Source organism: Micromonospora sp. NPDC049891 (genome assembly GCF_040660295.1).
GTDB lineage: Bacteria > Actinomycetota > Actinomycetes > Mycobacteriales > Micromonosporaceae > Micromonospora.
The window spans coordinates 1-17,042 of the sequence record NZ_JBFAML010000015.1; the positions used below are offsets into that span (position 1 = coordinate 1).

A 17,042-nucleotide genomic window follows, 5' to 3' on the forward strand; every position below is an offset into this window, starting at 1 on the left:
GCGGCGGCGGCAGGCTGTTCGGTGAAATACGCGGTGTCCTCGCAGTGGCAGGGCGGCTTCGGCGCCAACGTCACGATCACCAATCTCGGTGACCCGTTGACCAGTTGGACGTTGACGTGGTCGTTCGGCGCCGGCCAGACCGTGACGCAGGCATGGAACACCACCCTGACCCAGAGCGGCGCCGCCGTCACCGCCAGGAACGTCAGCTACAACGGCGCCATCCCCACCAACGGCACCACCTCGTTCGGCTTCAACGGCTCCTGGACCAGCAGCAACCCCGCCCCGACCAGCTTCGCGCTCAACGGCGTGACCTGCACCGGCGGCGTCACCCCCACCACCCCACCGACCACCACCCCGCCCACCACGACGCCGCCCACCACCCCACCCCCGACCGGGCCGGCGGACATCACGGTCAACAGCGCCACCCGATACCAGACCGTCGACGGATTCGGGGCCGCCACCCCGATCTGGGGCAACGGCACCTGGTCGACGGCCGAAACACAGACGCTCGTCGGGTTGGGTCCCAACCAGTTGGGCCTGTCGATCGTCCGGACCGGCATCTCGCCGGAATCCGGTGAGTGGCCGATCCAGGTGAACGCCTTGCGGACAGCCAAGTCGTACGGATCCGATGTGAAGATCCTCGCCTCGCCGTGGACGGCACCGGCGGCGTGGAAGACGAACAACAGCCGGGTCAACGGCGGCAAGCTGAGGACCGACTACTACGACGACTACGCGAACCATCTGAACAGCTACGTCCAGCACATGCGCAACCAGGGCATCACCATCGACGTCACCTCGGTGCAGAACGAGCCGGACTGGCACCCGGACTACGACTCGATGGACTGGAGCGGCACCGAGCTGCGCAACTTCGTCCGCGACCACGGAACCCGGGTGCAGAACACCAGGCTGATGGTCGCCGAGGCGGTGAACCTCAACTACACCTACACCGATCCGACCCTCAACGACACGACCGCCCGCAACAACATCGGCTACATCGGCGGGCACCTGTACGGCACCGAGCAGTCGGGGCGGCTGCGCTCCTATCCCCTGGCCGACCAGCACAACAAGCCGGTGTGGATGACCGAGTGGAACCTGCACGCCGCCGACGGCAACGGCTCCAACATCTGGGGCAACCCCGCTAACCAGACGGTCTGGAACGAGACGCTCGACGACATCATGCGTACCGTGCACCGGTCGATGGAGGCGAACTGGACCGCCTACGTCTGGTGGTACGGCAAGCGCTACTACTCCTTCATCGGTGACGGCGAGGCCGCCTTCGGCACCACGGCCGGCGCCCCGCTCAAGCGCGGGTACGCCTTCTCGCAGTACGCCAAGTACGTCCGCCCCGGGTACCAGCGGGTCGCCCTGACCAAGAGCGCCAAGGCGTCACCGCTGGAGGTGACCGCCTACACCGGCGGCGGGAAGACCACGCTTGTGATCCTGAACCGCTCGACGAGCGCGGTGAACAATGCCGTGATCCAGGTGCCGCAGAACGTCACCCGGGCCGAGCACTACCTCACCTCGCAGAACGCCAACGCGGCCAGTCAGCCGGTGAGCGTGAACGGCGGACAGGTCTCCGTCAACGTCGGCGCACGCAGCATCTCCACTGTCGTGCTCACCCCCTGACCGCTCTCGGCTCACCCCGGGGTGTGCGGGTGTGACACCATCCGCGCACCCCGGCACCGCGTCATGCGGCGGGTTCGCACCCGCATGGCCCGGTTCCACGCAGCCAGAGGTGCCCGCCCGCCCACACGGACGCGCTCACGACCGGAGCAGCCCACGATCAACCATGAACGCACGCAACGTCCCGGCATCCTCGACGGACATCAACCGACGTGGGATCACCGTCGCCGGCATCCGCCCCACATACACGATCCAGAACTCACCGGTGGACCTCACCTGGGTCACCCCGTCCCAGGCGATGCCGCCGGTCTCCGCGCCGCTGCGCATCATGATGTTGTCCTCGGTGATGTCGTAGCCGCCGTCGACGGCGTAGCCGCTGGAGCGGCGCCGAGCGCGCAACCGCAGCCACGGCCAGTACAGCATCGCCAGCAGGCCACCGACGACCATCGCCATCCACAGCGGCAACGTCTGGTCGCCCCAGCCGAGTCCCCGCGAGACGACGAGACCGATCACACCGACCGTCGCCAGCACCACACCGATGTAGCCGTACCTGCGCAGCTGGGCACTTGTCAGCGCAGCGGCCACTCGGCCCGGGTAGGCGGGATCGGCTGGTATGTCGAAACGGATGTGCACGCCAGCACGATAGTGCCTGCGCCTGCCCGGAGCCGGGTTCACTGGTAGGTGAGGGTTTCCCGGATGGTGAGCCGGGCTGCCCGGTGTGCCGCGACAAGCGTCGCCGCGGCCGCTGCGGCGACCGAGAGCACCAGCCAGGCGGCGAGTCCGCCCGGTGAGAGTTGCAGCGGCAGCGGCAGCCCGAAGGAGATCCTGCCGAGCAGTTCGCCGACCAGGACGGACAGCGGCACTCCGAGGGCGACGGCCACCAGTGAGCCGAGCAGGCCGGTCAGGGTGCCTTCGAGCAGGACCATGCGACGGATGGTGGCGGGACGGGCACCGATGGCCTGCATGACGCCGTACTCACGGGTGCGTTGGGTGACGGTGATGCTCATCGTGGCGGCCAGCCCGAGGATGCCGACGGCCGCCATCAGCGCGGCGATTGCGAGCAGGGTGCCGATGAAGATGGCCACGTGCTCGTCGATCGCGGTACGCAGGTCCTCGATGAGCATCGACTCACCGACCATCAGCCCGGCGGTGGCGAGCGCCGCTTCCACCTCATCGGTGACGACCTCGGTGTCGCCGGTGGTGACGATGTGGAGCATGTTGGCGGTCCCCGGGTCCACGAACCGGGTGACGCTCTGCGGGTTCGTGTACGCGGTGGCGGGTCCGCCGGCCTCCGCGACGGTGCCGATGAGCCGCCACCGCCCCACCACCCCGTCGACGGCCAGGTGGACGTCGTCGCCGAGGCGCGGATCGCCGAGCCGCGACACCGCGCTCTGGTTCAGCACGATGCCGTCGGTGTCTCCGGCCAGCAGCCAGCGGCCGGCGGTGACGTCGAGGTCGACCATGCGAGTGGGCGCGGGCAGCGCGGTGAGCAGGAACCGGCCGTGCCCGTCGTCGGGGTAGGTGCGCTGTACCTCGATGCGCCCGTCCGGGGCAGCCGGCGTGGCCACCAGTGATACGAACGGCTCGGCCGCGACCACGCCGTCGACGGCGGTCGCGGCCATGGTGATGGTGTCGACCGGAGCCGGTGAGGTGAGCCGCAGCTGCGCGTCGTAGGCGCGGCGGGCCATCCCGTCGTCGACCCAGCTTCGCCAGGCGGCGGAGCTGTTGAGCCCGCTGGTGAACATGGCACCGCCGGCCGCCAGCAGTGCCACGGTCAGCGCCAGCCGACCCCGGCGGCGCAGCAAATTGCGCAGGGCGAGGGTGCTGAGGCGGCCACCGCGCAGCCGGGCCAGCCACCTGTCGCTACGCCGACTGCCCACCCCGGTGCCGGCGCCGTGCTCGTCGAGCGCGGACCGTACGGTGATCCGAGCCGCCCGGACCAGCGGTACGAGCGCGACCGCCAGCGGAATCGCGAGCCCGGCGGCGAGATAGGTCACGGGAACCCACCATGGCGTCGCCCAGTTGGCGATCTCGACGTTGAGCATCTCGGCCACCAGCCCGCTCAGCCCGTACCCGGCCAGCAGTGCCGGGCCGACGGCCAGCACGGTGGCGGTCGCGGCGATCCCGGCTACCGCCCCCAGGTAGACCCGCAGCAGCTGGCCGGTCGTGGCGCCGACGGTCTTCATGATGCCGATCTGGCGTGTCTGTGCCGCCAGCATCCCACCGAGTGTCGCCGCCACCAGAACTCCGGCGAGGACCAGGGCCGCGACGGCGAACGCCAGGAACATGCCCGTGATCGTCTCGGACTGGCTGTGGTGTGGATGCTGGTACGGAGGTGCCTGGACCAGATGCACCTCGCGGCCCTGGGCGGTCAGCCAGGCCGCGACGGCGGTCGCGGTCGCCTCCACACCGGCCTCGTCCCGTCCGGGGGTGACGATGCGCAACTCGTTGGCCGACGCGGTGAAGCCGAGCCGAGCCAGCCCGGCCGGCGTGAGGTAACCGTAGCCGGTGCTCTCCTGTCCCGCCGGAGCCAACGCGGCGTCGTAGACGGTGCCGGAGATCCGCACCTCGGTCGTCGCGCCCGAGGGGCCGGCGACCGCCAGGCGGTCGCCGGCTGTGGCGTCCAGGACCGGCCCCGCGGTTCGTTCGATGAGCAGCTCACTGTCAGCAGGCGGCCAGGCACCGGACTCCATTCGGAGCTTCGCCACCCGCATCGGATCGTCAGGTGCGATGACGAACAGCAGCATGCGGCGCCACTGGTCACCGACCCGGACCCGGGTCAGGACGGTCTGCCGTGCCGCGGCGTCCGTGACACCGGGTCGGGTGCGTACCTGGGCGAGCAGGGCGGCGTCGACGCCGCCGTCGACCTCGAGGGTCGCGCTCGCCGGGTTGGTGCCGACATAGACCGCCTCGGCCTCCCGGACGATCACGGTACGGGCGATCAGCAGCGCTCCGACACCGGACATGGCCACCGCGATCGCCAGGATCATGACCGCGACCCGGCCACGGGCGGCGGACAGGTCCCGCCACATTTTCACCGTCCGTGGCCGCATCACGCCGAGACCGCCACGTCCTTCGCCACCCGTCCGTCGACCAACGTGACCAGGCGGTCGGCGTACCCGGAAAGGTCACGCTCGTGGGTGACCATCACGACGGCCTTTCCGGCGCGGGCCAGATCCCGGAACAGTTCGAGCACGGCTGCGGCGGTGGCACTGTCGAGATTGCCCGTCGGTTCGTCGGCCAGGATGACCGGCGGGTCGTTGGCCAGCGCCCGGGCTATCGCGGCGCGCTGCTGCTGCCCGCCGGACAGCCCGGCCGGCACCTTGTCGGCGTGCTCGGCGATCCCGACACGGTCCAACAACTCAAGCGCGAGCGGCCGGCGACGGCGGGCCGCGACCGCGCCCCGGAAGTCCATCGGCAGCATCACGTTCTCCGCGACGGTAAGCGTCGGCAGCAACTGGAAGAACTGGAACACCAGCCCGACGGCGAGGCCCCGCCAGGCCGCCAGCTGGGTCTCGCGTACCTCGTGCACTGCGGTTCCGGCCACCCGGATCTCCCCGGCGGTCGGCCTGTCGATCCCGGCGAGCAGGTTCAACAGTGTCGTCTTACCGCTGCCCGACCGACCCACCACCGCCGTGAACTCGCCGGCGCCCACCGACATGTCCACCCCACTGAGCGCGGGGAACTCACCCCCCGGAACGGGATACGTCTTCGTCACGCCACGCACCTCGATCACCGGCTCACCGGCCCGTGGGTCCGTGGTCGAACCGCTCGTCCCGTGACGTGTCAAGGTCAACGCCCACCCTTCTCCGGCCGAAGGCCAGCGTCCGCCACTCTGCCGGACGCTGCGGCGCGGTACCGCCTCCTGACAGAACCGTGAAAGATTTCCCGGCACGCGGGTGACCCATGCCGCAGACGGTCGCCGCTACGCTCCTCGGTCGTGCTGACCACGCGCCTCGACACCGCTCGGATCCAGGCGGCCCGCCGGTTCATCGACCCGGTATTTCTCGACACCCCGCTGTACCGATGCGAGGCACTGGAGCCCGACCTGGGGTGCGCCGTGAGCATCAAGCTCGAGACAGCGAACCCGGTTCGCAGCTTCAAGGCCCGTGGCACCGAACTCGTCGCGAGCCGGCTCGCCGGCGACGGGCGGCACGCGGTGGTGTGCGCCAGCGCGGGCAACCTCGGCCAGGCACTCGCATGGTCCGGTCGCGGTCGAGGGCTCGACGTCACAGTCGTCGCCAGCCGCCACGCGACAGTCGCCAAGCTCGACCGCATCCGGGCCCTGGGCGCCACGCTGGAACTGGTCGACGGCGACCATGAGCTGGCCCGGGACCGGGCGGCAGCCATCGCACGGCAGCGCGGTGTCCGGCTCCTCGAAGACAGCCTGGATGTCGAGACCTGCGAAGGCGCGGCCACCATCGGCCTGGAACTGGTGGACACCGCGCCGTCATTCGACTCCGTGCTGATAGCTCTCGGCGGCGGGGCGCTGGCCACCGGCGTGGGCCACGTATTGAAGGAGCAGGCGCCCACCGTCGAGGTGCTCTGCGTGCAGCCGCTGGGCGCGCCCGCGATGACCCGCTCCTGGCGCCAGCGGCGCGTCGTCACCACTGAATCGACGAACACCATCGCCGACGGTGTCGCCGGTCGGCGACCCATCCCGGCGGTGCTGGACGATCTGCTCCTGGTCGCGGACGACGCCATCCTCGTTCAGGAGACCTCGATCATCGCAGGTATGCGGATGCTGCTCGACCATGCCGGCCTGGTCGCCGAACCGTCAGCCGCGCTCGGCATCGCCGCGATACTCGAAAATCCCGAGCGCTTCGCCGGCCGGCACGTCGCCACCATCGTGTGCGGCAGCAACGTCGACGTGGCCGCCTATCGCCGTTGGGTCCGCCCGACACACGTCCACCGGCCGTGACCGTCGAACACCGGGAGATCGCCTCGTCGAGGTTCTCGCCCGGTTCCCGCACCTCGACAGGACCGAGGAAGGCGGCATCATCCGGCCGTTCGACCGGGGAGGCTGGTTCCACAACGCTCCGCACGCCGCCGGCTGGACGCACTGATCCCTCTCGACTCACCGCGCCGCGACAGGCGGTCCCTGCCTGCCGGAGTCGACCGGCCGACTCCGGCAGGCGTGGCCGCGCCGCGCGGTGTCCCGTCGCCGGATCGTCAGTCGGCCCGGGTACGCAGACCCCGCACCAGGGTGGGGATCATCACCGCCGCAGGGACGAGGTGCAGCCCCATGAGGGCGGTGGTGGTGACGGCGTCCGCCCCGCAGATCAGGGGCGGGATCATCGAGAGCACGGTCAACGACGTCGCCGTCCAGATGAATCGCTCGGCGGGACGGGCGCTCCACGCGAGGAAAGCGACGGCGATGACGACCCCTACGACCGAGAAGAAGCCGGTCACCACGGTGAACCCGGCCAGCGGGATCGACTCGCCACCGTCGGGGATCTCGAAATCGACGCCAAGGGCCCGGGCGAGCGCAGCGGCGAGGGTGGTGGCGGCCATCGCCGCGACAGTGGCGAGGAAGCCGGTGCCGACGAGCCGGCGGAGTCGGTGACCCCGGCTGGTCCGACCCGATGCCGGGTCCGCGCCGACCCCGGTGTCATTGATGCTGCTCATGTCGTTTCTCCATGGTTCGGTGACCGTTCGTGTGGGCTGGGCGAGCTGGCAGGTGACGGTCCTGGCCCGTCGGGTGAAGATGCGCACCCTGGCCGTGCGACGACCGGGGTTGCGCAGGGCGCGGACGCCGGTGCCGCGCAGCCAGAACCCGGCGCCGCGGCCGAGGACCGGCCCGGGTTCGCCGTCGCGCAACTCCAGCTGCACCCGTCCGCGGGTGACGACGGCGAACGTGTCGCACCACTGGGCCGCGACCACGGCGACACGCGCGCCGCCGCGCAGCGCGAGCGTCCGCACCGGAACTACTCCGTGCCGTCCGCCGGCAGGCGCTCCGGCAGCCCGAGCCGCGGGAACTGATCGTCGTGGAAGGTGACGATCTCGGTGATCGCACCGCCGGTGACCCGCAGCACGTCGATCGTCAGCGGCAGGTACGCGCCCTCCCGCATCCGCCAGTGGTAAAAGGCGACGGCGGGCTGCCGATTCACAAAGGTGTGGACGGCACGCAGGCCCTTCATGCCCACGAAGCCGCTGTCGACCCAGTCGGCGACCACCGTGTCGCGGCCGACGTACAGGCCCGGAGTGGGTGGCATCGAGCAGCGGACGTCCTCGCGCAGCAGTGCGGCGAGCGCGTCGATGTCCGTGGCCACACTGGCGTCGGTGTAGCGGCGCACCAGGTCACGCGTCCCGGCGTCCTCCTCGCCGCCGGTCCAGTCCTGCCGTTCGGCGGGCAGGTGTTCCCGCATGCCCGCGCGGGCCCGTTGCAGCGCGCTGTTCACCGAGTTGACGGAGTCGCCGAGCAGCTCCGCGACCTCCTTCGCCGGCCAGCCGAGCACGTCCCGCAGGATCAGCACGGCCCGTGGGCGTGGCGCGAGATGCTGTACCGCGACCAGGTACGCCAACTCGATCGTCTCGCGGGCCACGGCGACCGTCTCCGGCTCGTCCGCGTCGCCCGCGGCCAGTTCGTCGAGCAGCCGGTCCGGGTAGGGCTGCAACCACAGCACCTCGCCGCCGCTCGCCGGCTCCGGCCGGCACTTGGCAAGCAGATCCAGGCAGGCGTTCGTGGCGATCCGGTACAGCCAGGCCCGGAACGTGGACCGCCCCGCGAATGTCTCCCGCCGCCGCCAGGCGCGCAGGAACGTCTCCTGCACGGTGTCCTCGGCATCCTCGAACGACCCGAGCATCCGGTAGCAGTGCACGTGCAGCTCCCGCCGGTGCCGCTGCGCCAGCCCCGAGAACGCCGACTCGTCCACCTCGCCCAGACCGTTCACGCCCAGCTCCTCCAGCCGCGTGTCCGCACCCATCACGTCATCCTTCCGCTTCGTCGTGGCCTGTCGTAGGTATGACGGGCGCGGACGAAGGAACTCATCACCAGGGTCGTTCCGATGGCTGAGCACCTGGCCTGGCAGCGCACCCGTCGTGGACGTGGCAGCGGCGGGCACTCGACGGGCGCGGGTGCTGACGAGCTGCGCCCTGCCTCGTGCCCGTCCGCGGTCAGGCGCGGAGAGGCTGCTGGCCGAACGCACGCATCGCCAGCGCGCCGACGAGCGGGCCCGGGGCGAGCAGCAGGAACGCCCAACGCCAGCCGACCGCGTCGGCCAGCACGGGTACGAGCTGAATGGTGACGACGGTCAGGGCGAAACCGATGGCCGTCTGCGCGGTGAGGGCGGTTCCGACGTACCGCTTGTCGGCGACCTCGCTCAGGGCGGTCGAGAAGACACCGGAGTCCGCGACCACCGCGGCCCCCCACACCACGCCGAGCAGGACGACGGCGCCGGGCGGCGCGGTGAAGAACAGGGGTGAGGCCAGGCAGCAGGCGCCGCTGACCACCAGGGCGGTGACGGCGGCCCGGGGCCGTCCGAACCGGTCCGCGGCCCATCCGCCGGCCAGACATCCGGCGACCCCGGCGAGGCCGATAGCCAGGAACGCGAGCAGGCTGACGTTCGCGTCGTCGCGGCCGGTCCGGGCCGCCGAGCCCGCGATCAGGAAGCTGGGCAGCCAGGTCCACAGCGCGTACAACTCCCACATGTGCCCGAAGTAGCCCAGGTTCACCAGCCGGGGATCACGCTGGCGGAACATCGTCAGGGCGTAGCGAGGGTACGGACGTGGCGGGTCACCGGGTGCGAACTGCGGGCCTTCCCGCACGAGGGTCACGGCCACCACCGCGCCGAGGAGCGCGCAGCCGGCCGCGGCGCCCATCACGCCGCGCCACGGCAGGTCGCCCAGCCCGCCGATCAGGTGCGGTAGCGCCGAGCCGAGGGTCAGCGCGCCGATCATGACGCCGAACGCGAGCCCTCGGCGGGCGGGCGGCGCCCAGGAGCCGGTCAGCTTCATCCCGACCGGGTACACCCCGGCCAGGAAGACACCGGTGAGGAACCGCAGCGGGACGGCTCCGGTCAGCCCGTCAACGGTGAGGGCGAAGATGCCGGTGCAGGCGGCGGCGAGCGTCGCGCAACCGGCCATCAGCAGGTGCGGCTTCATCCGGTCGGCGAGGTTGAGCACGGTCGAGGTGACGGCACCAGCGACGAACCCGAGTTGGACGGACGCGGTCAGCCAGACGGATGCGGCGGTGCTGATCTGCCACGACTCGCGCAACGCCGGCACCACGGCGGAGGCCGAGAACCACACCGCCAGGCTGAGCACCTGGACGGCAGCGATCAGGGCGCGTTGTACCCCGGGACGTGACATCATCTGCGCTCCTCGGCTGCCACCGTAGATCACCTTGGTGCGCAGCGGGACTGAGGGATGCGTCACTGATCTCCGGCAGCCGCTCCCCGATCGCACGTCGCCGGGTGTCCCCCGCCCGAGTCTCCGGAAAGCGTCCACAGGCGTCCCGCGCCTGCGGCGACACACCACACAGCCGCTTAGACGTCCTAGGATGAATGCTTCCGAGTGCGTCGAGCAGATCGACATCGGTGGTCCGGCGGTGGTGTCGTCCTCGCCGTCAGCGTCGGGCGGGCTCCACCAGAGCGCCGGTACGCAGGGACTCGATGATGGCCTCGGCGGCCTCGACACCCCAGCAGGCCTGCTCCAGCGGCATCAGGTCCGGACGACGCCGGCCGGTGCAGACCGCGAGGGCGTAACGGACCTCGCGGCGCAACGCGCCGCCGACGGCTCCGTCCTCCTCCGGCCACAGGGACAGGTCCGGCACCTGGACACCGGCCTTCGTCCATTCCACAAGCGCGTCGCTGACCAGGCGCTGTTTGAGCATCCCGTCCAGACCCAGCACCTCGGCCTCGCCGACGATCGCGCCGTCGAGGTCCAAGGGCCCGTCGTCGAGGGTGCCGGGGGCGGATGTCGGCACGAGCCAGGCGGACTCGACGGTGGCGATCACGCCGCTGTCGAATTCGAGCAGGGCGGTGACCACGCTGGGTGCCGCGTCACCGGCGGCGCTGCTGCGCATCGCCATCACCCGGCGTACCCGGGTGCCGGCGAACGAGATCGCCAGGTCGATGTCGTGGACGCAGGACTCCCAGACCGGATCGACCCGGTCACCGAAGCTGAGAAACCAGGCGCGGCTGAAGTCACGGCGCAGGCGCAACGCGCAGAGCCGGCCCACGGCACCGCGTTCCACCCGGGCCCGCATCCGGGTCATCTGGGCGGTGAACCGGGAGATGTGACCGGTCACCACCTGTCGCTGGTGGGCCTGCGCGGTATCGGCGATCCGCCAGGCGTCGGCTGCGGAGAGCGCGAGCGGCTTCTCGACGAACACGTGACTTCCGGCCGTCAGGGCGGTCACGGCCAGCTCGGCGTGGGACGCCTCGTCGGAGGCGATGACCACGATGTCGGGTCGAACCTGGCCGAGGAGGGTGGCGAGGTCGGTGCCGGTCCGCTCGACCCGGTGGGTACGCGCCATCTCCGCCAGCCGGTCGGCGTCCGGGTCCACGAGGCCGACGATGCGGGCACCGGCCTCGGCCCATGCCCGGGCGTGCAGGTCGCCGAAGCGGCCCACTCCGGCGATGACCACGCTGGGTCCGTTTGTCGGGTCGCTCGGTCCGGTCATCGGGCACTCCCAGCGGTCAGGGTGGACGGTTCCTTGGCGCCGTGGCCGGTGAGCACCGCGACGCAGGTGTCGGCGCGTCCGGGGCCGGCAACGGCGAGATCGTGCAGGGCCGCGAGTGCGGCGGCGGCCGCGGGTTCGACGAACAGCCCCTGACGGGCCAGGTGGCGTCCGGCCTCGGCGATCGCCGGCTCGTCGACGGCGCTGATCCGCCCGCCGCTGCGCCGGACCGCGTCAAGCGTCAGCAGGCCCTCGTCCTCGTAGCCACGCAGCGCATCGGCGATGGCCGCAGCGGCGGTCGGGCCGACCTCGATCGGCTGCCGCAGCGAGGCCGCCCATTCCTCGCGGCCGCGGTAACCGGCACCCCAGGCGCGGGCCAGTGGTGCGCACGCCTCGGCCTGCACACCCACCATCCGGGGGACGCTGGTGATCAGGCCGGCGGCGACCAGATCGGTGAAGCCGAGCCAGATGCCCCGCAGCAACGGTCCCGCGCCCACCGGCACCACGACGGCATCGGGTACGCCACCGAGGTCGTCGACAAGCTCGGCGGCGATCGGGCGGTACGCCTCGGTCAGCAACGGATTCCGGTAGGTGGTGGTGACGTTGAGCCAGGCCTGGCCCTCGGCGCGGATCGCCGCCGCGTACGCGTCGCTGTAGTGGCCGGCGACGAGTTCCACCTCGGCGCCGTGCGCGCGGGCGGTCTCGAGCTTGTTGCCGGCATTCGAGCCGGTGGCGCAGAAGACCCGGCAGCGCAGCCCGGCGGCGGCGGCGTAGCTGGCGGCCGAGACTGCCGCGTTGCCGGTCGAGGCCAGGACCAGCCCGGTCAACCCGTGGTCGAGCGCCGCTGACGCGGCAAGAGCCATCGCCCGGTCCTTGAACGACAGTGACGGGTTGACCGATTCGAGCTTGACGTGGGTTGCCGCACCGCCGTGCCGCAGCGGCAGCAACGGCGTCTCCCCCTCGCCGAGGGTCACGGCGTGCCGGACCCGGGGCAGCAGGCCAGCGTACCGCCAGACTCCCCGACCCGTGGTGGGCCGGCAGTCCGCCGCGGCGACCGGAGCCAGATCGAGCGCCAGCGGGGACGCGCAGGCCGGGCAACGGTAAGCGGGGTACCCCGTCGTATGTCCACACCGGACACACGCGGCCGTGAAGGTCCTCATCCGGACTCCTGCTCCGCGGGACCGGACACCTTGGCCGAGGTGCTGGAGGTCCTCGGCCGCCTGCCCGACGCCTCGCCCCGGGACCGCGTGCCCGACGCTCCGCCCCGGGACCGCGGGGCCGGCGCCTGGGCACCCGGACCAGCCGGGACACCTGTGGCTTCGGCAGCGCCTGCGCTCCAGCCGAGCCGGCCGGAGAGTTCGGCGGCGGCCCGGCGAACCTGCGGGCCGAGTCGGGCGGCCCCTGCGGCGTCGAATCGGGCGGCCGGCGCCGAGATGCTCAGCCCGGCCACGACGTGTCCGCTGTGGTCGAAGACCGGCGCCGCGACGCAGGAGATGCCGAGCTCGTTCTCCTGCAGGTCGCAGGCGTAGCCGTCGGCTCGTACCCGGGCGCAGAGCGCGTCGAGCTCCGCCCGGTCGACCGGTTCGCCGGTGAGCCGGTGCTGCGCCTGTAGCACCTCGTCGACGACGTGCCCCGGCGAATGGGCGAGGATGGCCCGGCCGATCGCGGTGGTCAGCACCGGGTTTGTCTGGCCGACGCGGCTGTACATCCGCACCGGCGACGGGCTGTCGATCTTCTCGATGTAGACGACGTGGACCAGAGCGAGCACACCGAGGTGGCTCGTCTCGCCGGTCCGCTCCGACAGCGGTCGCATCACCTCGAGCGCCTCCTGGCGCAGGTCCAGTCCGTCGAGATACGCGTGGGCGAGGGTGACGGTGCCGGCAGCCAGCGCGTACCGACCGTCGGCGGTCTCCCGCACCAGGGCGGCACCGCGCAGCACACCGAGCATCCGGTGCACGGTGGTGGTCGGGATCCCGGTCGCCTTACCGAGCTCGGTGAGCGCCGCACCGGACGGGCGTTCGGCGAGTGCTTGCAGGACCGCGGCGGCCCGCTCGACCGCCCGCAGGCCGTCGGGTCCCCGTTCGATGTTGGGCACGGTCATACCTCTACCTCGACGTCGGTGTGGTGCGGACGCACCGAGAGCATCCGCTGCGCCATAGCAAGGTAGACCTTGGCCGCGCCGTGGAGCTGGTCGAGGGCGACCCACTCCCGCAGCGAGTGCGCCTGGGCGATGTCGCCGGGTCCACAGACGACCGCCGGAATCCCGGTGGTGGCCAGCAGTGCGGCATCGGTCCAGAACTGGAGTCCGACCGGCTCCGGGTCCGCGACCACACCGCAGAGCATCCGCAGGTACGGGTTGTCGGGTGGGCAGTCGAGCGGGGCGTGAACGAACGTCGCCGTGCCGTCCATCTCCTCGACCGTGGCGTCGACGGCCGGGTCCGCGCGGCGTAGGTCGGCGACGACCGCCCGCAGCTCGGCCAGCACCTCGTCGTGCCGCTCCGAGGGCAGCCACCGGCGGTCGAGCGCGACGACGCAGGAAGCGGGGACCATTGGCGGGCGGTCCCCACCGTTGACCATCCCGACGTTGACGGTCGGCGGCCCGAGCAGTGGGTGGTGGCGGCGTGCCAGGGTGTCGGTCAGCTTCTGCTCGACGGCGGTGATGAAGCGGGCCGCGTGGTAGACGGCGTTGACCCCGTCGGCGGGGACGCTGCCGTGGGTGGCGACACCGCGGAAGGTCGCCTGCGCCCACATGGCCCCCTTGTGCGCCCGCCCGACCCGCAGCATCGTCGGTTCACCCACGATCGCGAAGTCGGCGGTCACCCCCGCCTCGACAAGCGCCCGCATGCCGGGGCTGCCGTTCTCCTCCCCGGCGACACCGGTGAGCAGCAACTCCCCGGCGAAGTCGACGTCCGGTGCGGCCAGCAGCTCGACGACGGCTGTCATCGCGGCGAGGGCACCCTTCATGTCGGTCGCGCCCCGACCCCAGAGTCGCCCGTCGGCGACCCGGGGACGCAGGCCGTCGGTCATGCCGTACGGCGGCACGGTGTCCAGATGCGCGTTGAGCATCAACGTCGGCCCCGGTCGACCACCGCGCAACCGGGCGATGACGTTGACCCGGTCCCCCACCACCGGCTGCAGCTCGACCTCGGCTCCGCCGGAGCGCAACCGTTCGGCGACGTGGTCGGCGACGGCCCGTTCCTCGCCGGGGTGGTCCTGATGGCCCTCGATCGCGATCAGTCGGGACGCCTCCGCGACGATCGCGTCCAAATCCAGCCGCGCCGCGAGTCCCGCGGCGGTGCCCGGGCCGGCCGGGCCGGTCATCGGTCCACTCCCGCGCCGGAGCCCTGCTCACCGGAGAGCGCGGTCGTCGCGGCCGCGACGGCGTCGTAGCGGCGGCGGGCCTGGCGGTAGGCGGCCCGGTGCTGGCCGGTCACCGGCAGCGGCTCGCTGTCGTCGAGGACCGTACCGGCCGTCGCGACGTCGGGCCACACGCCGGCACCGATGCCGGCCAGCGCGACAGCGCCGCGCGGTGAGGCGTCCTGACGCAGTCGGCGCACGGGCACGTCGAACATGGCCGCGAAGGCTTCGCACCAGATCTCGGACCGGGTCACTCCGCCACCGACCCGGATCCCGGTCGCGGTGCCCGCGCCGTCGAGGAGCTGGTCCACGGCGGCGGCGCAGGCGTACGCGACACCTTCCAGCGCGGCGCGGGCGATGTCGGCAGGTCCGTGTTCCGGACCGATGCCGAGCAGCGCGGCCCGGGCGTGCGGGTCGTGGATCGGGGCACTGGCGCCGAGGAGGTACGGCAGGAAGGTCAGCCCTCGTGCGCCGGGCGCACTGTCGCGGGCCAACCGGTCCGCCGTCCCGTCGGTGCCGCCCTCGCGGTGGTCCGTTCCGCTTGTCGGCAGCAGGTTCCGCTCGGACCACCGGATCGCCAGTCCAGCGGCGTACGAGGAGACCATGCCGAGGAAGCCGTCCTCACCGGCGCGGGCGAAGACGAAGCGGTCGATGTCGGGACGCGGGGCGTCCAGCGGGGTGATGATCTGCGCGGCGGTGCCGACGTTGACGTAGACCTGACCGCCGGTCACCGCGCCGGCGCCGAGCGCCGCGCAGGAGACGTCACCCGCTCCGGCGACCACCGGGGTGCCGGCCGGTAGTCCGGTCGCCTCGGCCGCGCCGGCCAGCACCGTGCCGACGATCTCCGCCGATCCGGACACGGCCGGCGCGAGTCGCTCGTCGGTCCCACACAGGGCCCAGAGCCTCGGCTCCCACCGCCGCCGGTGTACGTCGTACAGCAGGGTGCCGGCGGCGTCGGTGTGGTCCGTACCCCAGTCGCCGGTGAGGTGGTGACGAAGCACGTCCTTGGGCTGGACCAGGCGCACGGCCCGGCGCACCGCGTCGGGTTCATGGGCCGCGACCCAGGCCAGCTTGGGGGCGGTGAACGCCTCGACCACCGGGTTCCCGGTCAGTTCGCCGACCAGTGTGCCGTGTTGGCGCAGCTCGTGCACCTGCTCGGCGGCCCGGCGGTCGGCCCAGGTCAGCGCGGGTCGTACGGGCTGGTCGTGGGCGTCGAACAGGGCCACCGAGTGCATGTGTCCACTCAGGCCGACAGCGACGACGGACCTGGCGTCGACGCCGGCCAGCGCCTCCCGCAGCGCCCCGGCCGACGCCGTCCACCAGTGCGCCGGGTCCTGCTCGTGCCGCCCGGCGTGGCTGGTGTCCGAGGGGTAGTCCCGGTGCGATCGGGCCAGCGTGGTTCCGGTGCCCGCGTCGACGACCACGACCTTCGCGCCGGTGGTGCCCAGGTCCAGGCCGACGAGGATGGCGCCGGGTGGACGGCCGGTCAACGACCCCGCCGGGGTACGAAGCCGAACTCCATCAGGTATTCAAGGGACTCCTCGGCGACCCGGTCGAAGTCGGCAAGTCCCACACCGGCCGGCTCGCCGACGCCGATGTTCCCGCCGACCTGCCAGCCTTCCCACTCGACGCTCACGTACCCGTCGAAGTTGATCTCCGCGAGCGCCTCGTAGGTCTCCCGGAAATCGACAAGCCCGCCGCCGAACCAGATGTGGTTGCTGTGCACGATCGTCGGCAACCCCACCTCGTCCTTGATCTGGACGATGTCGATGTACGGGGCGAGCCGCTTGATCGCCTGCTTGACGTTCATGAACGGTTTCACCGCGACGTAGAACGCCCCGGTGTCCATCGTCATCCGCAGGTTGCTGGCGCCGACCTCGTCGAACATCCGCTCGATCAGCTCGACCCGGTTGAGGATGGTGCCCTGCAACAGTTCGATGCTGACGTTGAGGCCGAGACCGGAAGCGTGCGCGCAGACCTCGGTGATCGCTTCCCGGCACTGCCGCCAGGCTTCCTTACGGGTCAGCAGGACGTTCAGCGGTGGGTCGTAGTAGCCGTCACCGATGAGCGTGCAGACCGACTTGGCGCCGAGCACGGCCGCCGCGTCCAGTGCCTTCTTGAACGACTCGATCCCGCGTTCGCGGTCGAACTCACGGGGGCTGACGAAGGTGGTGTGGTGGCCGAGGTAGCCGATGTCGATGCCGGTCCGCTCCGCCGCGGCGCGTACGTCCAGCAGTTGCTGGTCGTATTCGGCCTTCGGCACCTCCAGCAGCTTGGCGAAGATGAAGTCGACACCGTCGTACCCGTACTTCGCGGTCTGCTCGACGCACCAGGCCGCCGGCTTGTCACCCCAGGAGTTCCAGGCCGGGCCGGCGGCTTCCAGGCGCCCCCACGGCATGTTGGGCCAGACTTCAAAGCTGATCTTCACGGTGCTTCTCCA

14 protein-coding genes are annotated in these 17,042 nt (G+C 71.5%); 2 read left to right on the plus strand and 12 right to left on the minus strand.

Going from position 1 to position 17,042, the window contains the following annotated elements; genetic code table 11:
• Positions 1-1,626 (plus strand): cellulose binding domain-containing protein (locus AB0I71_RS19550; protein WP_357586507.1); only part of this gene is annotated, 1,626 nt, incomplete at its 5' end.
• A 135-nt stretch (positions 1,627-1,761) separates the two neighbouring features.
• Here the strand turns inward: AB0I71_RS19550 and AB0I71_RS19555 are convergent.
• From AB0I71_RS19555 to AB0I71_RS19565, 3 genes are read right to left on the minus strand one after another with little or no spacing between them, the layout of a single operon-like run.
• Complete coding sequence (locus tag AB0I71_RS19555; protein WP_357586509.1) at positions 1,762-2,256, minus strand: YcxB family protein; 495 nt, start codon at positions 2,254-2,256, stop codon at positions 1,762-1,764.
• A 38-nt stretch (positions 2,257-2,294) separates the two neighbouring features.
• On the minus strand, positions 2,295-4,676 hold the full coding sequence (locus tag AB0I71_RS19560) for an ABC transporter permease (RefSeq protein WP_357586778.1): 2,382 nt from the start codon (positions 4,674-4,676) through the stop codon (positions 2,295-2,297).
• The gene (locus AB0I71_RS19565; protein ID WP_357586511.1) at positions 4,676-5,341 is read right to left on the minus strand and encodes an ABC transporter ATP-binding protein; all 666 of its coding nucleotides are present in this window, start codon (positions 5,339-5,341) and stop codon (positions 4,676-4,678) included. Before AB0I71_RS19565 ends, AB0I71_RS19560 begins: the two co-directional genes overlap by 1 nt.
• Positions 5,342-5,563: 222 nt before the next feature.
• Here AB0I71_RS19565 and AB0I71_RS19570 point away from each other — a divergent pair, with 222 nt between their 5' ends.
• Positions 5,564-6,544, plus strand: coding sequence for a pyridoxal-phosphate dependent enzyme (locus AB0I71_RS19570; protein WP_357586513.1), 981 nt, complete (start codon positions 5,564-5,566; stop codon positions 6,542-6,544).
• Between the two features lie 251 nt (positions 6,545-6,795).
• Here AB0I71_RS19570 and AB0I71_RS19575 read toward each other — a convergent pair whose 3' ends face one another.
• From AB0I71_RS19575 to AB0I71_RS19615, 9 genes are all read right to left on the minus strand, one after another.
• Positions 6,796-7,545, minus strand: coding sequence for a DUF6069 family protein (locus AB0I71_RS19575; protein ID WP_357586515.1), 750 nt, complete (start codon positions 7,543-7,545; stop codon positions 6,796-6,798).
• A gap of 5 nt (positions 7,546-7,550) precedes the next feature.
• Positions 7,551-8,549 carry an RNA polymerase subunit sigma-70 gene (locus AB0I71_RS19580; RefSeq protein ID WP_357586517.1) on the minus strand — a complete coding sequence of 333 codons (999 nt, stop codon included), beginning with the start codon at positions 8,547-8,549 and terminating at the stop codon, positions 7,551-7,553.
• A 190-nt stretch (positions 8,550-8,739) separates the two neighbouring features.
• Positions 8,740-9,936 (minus strand): MFS transporter, encoded by a 1,197-nt coding sequence (locus tag AB0I71_RS19585; RefSeq protein WP_357586519.1) that lies wholly within the window; start codon positions 9,934-9,936, stop codon positions 8,740-8,742.
• Positions 9,937-10,189: 253 nt separating this feature from the next.
• A complete protein-coding gene (locus AB0I71_RS19590; RefSeq protein ID WP_357586521.1) occupies positions 10,190-11,248 on the minus strand; it encodes a Gfo/Idh/MocA family oxidoreductase in 1,059 nt (352 codons plus the stop codon).
• A complete protein-coding gene (locus AB0I71_RS19595) occupies positions 11,245-12,405 on the minus strand; it encodes a pyridoxal-phosphate dependent enzyme (protein WP_357586523.1) in 1,161 nt (386 codons plus the stop codon). Before AB0I71_RS19595 ends, AB0I71_RS19590 begins: the two co-directional genes overlap by 4 nt.
• Positions 12,402-13,346: an IclR family transcriptional regulator gene (locus AB0I71_RS19600; RefSeq protein WP_357586525.1), complete on the minus strand. Its 945-nt coding sequence runs from the start codon at positions 13,344-13,346 to the stop codon at positions 12,402-12,404. The genes AB0I71_RS19595 and AB0I71_RS19600 overlap by 4 nt, the downstream gene beginning before the upstream one ends.
• The gene (locus AB0I71_RS19605; RefSeq protein ID WP_357586527.1) at positions 13,343-14,566 is read right to left on the minus strand and encodes a M20/M25/M40 family metallo-hydrolase; all 1,224 of its coding nucleotides are present in this window, start codon (positions 14,564-14,566) and stop codon (positions 13,343-13,345) included. The genes AB0I71_RS19600 and AB0I71_RS19605 overlap by 4 nt, the downstream gene beginning before the upstream one ends.
• A complete protein-coding gene (locus AB0I71_RS19610) occupies positions 14,563-16,092 on the minus strand; it encodes an FGGY family carbohydrate kinase (protein WP_357586529.1) in 1,530 nt (509 codons plus the stop codon). Before AB0I71_RS19610 ends, AB0I71_RS19605 begins: the two co-directional genes overlap by 4 nt.
• Positions 16,089-17,030 carry a sugar phosphate isomerase/epimerase family protein gene (locus AB0I71_RS19615; protein ID WP_357586531.1) on the minus strand — a complete coding sequence of 314 codons (942 nt, stop codon included), beginning with the start codon at positions 17,028-17,030 and terminating at the stop codon, positions 16,089-16,091. The genes AB0I71_RS19610 and AB0I71_RS19615 overlap by 4 nt, the downstream gene beginning before the upstream one ends.
• Positions 17,031-17,042: the final 12 nt, after the last annotated feature.

Bases quoted from the DNA above. Each gene is read 5' to 3' on its own strand.
- AB0I71_RS19560 (WP_357586778.1), bottom strand. From the start codon at position 4,676: ATGCGGCCACGGACGGTGAAAATGTGGCGGGACCTGTCCGCCGCCCGT.
- AB0I71_RS19580 (WP_357586517.1), bottom strand. From the start codon at position 8,549: ATGGGTGCGGACACGCGGCTGGAGGAGCTGGGCGTGAACGGTCTGGGC.
- AB0I71_RS19585 (WP_357586519.1), bottom strand. From the start codon at position 9,936: ATGATGTCACGTCCCGGGGTACAACGCGCCCTGATCGCTGCCGTCCAG.
- AB0I71_RS19590 (WP_357586521.1), bottom strand. From the start codon at position 11,248: ATGACCGGACCGAGCGACCCGACAAACGGACCCAGCGTGGTCATCGCC.
- AB0I71_RS19595 (WP_357586523.1), bottom strand. From the start codon at position 12,405: ATGAGGACCTTCACGGCCGCGTGTGTCCGGTGTGGACATACGACGGGG.
- AB0I71_RS19600 (WP_357586525.1), bottom strand. From the start codon at position 13,346: ATGACCGTGCCCAACATCGAACGGGGACCCGACGGCCTGCGGGCGGTC.
- AB0I71_RS19605 (WP_357586527.1), bottom strand. From the start codon at position 14,566: ATGACCGGCCCGGCCGGCCCGGGCACCGCCGCGGGACTCGCGGCGCGG.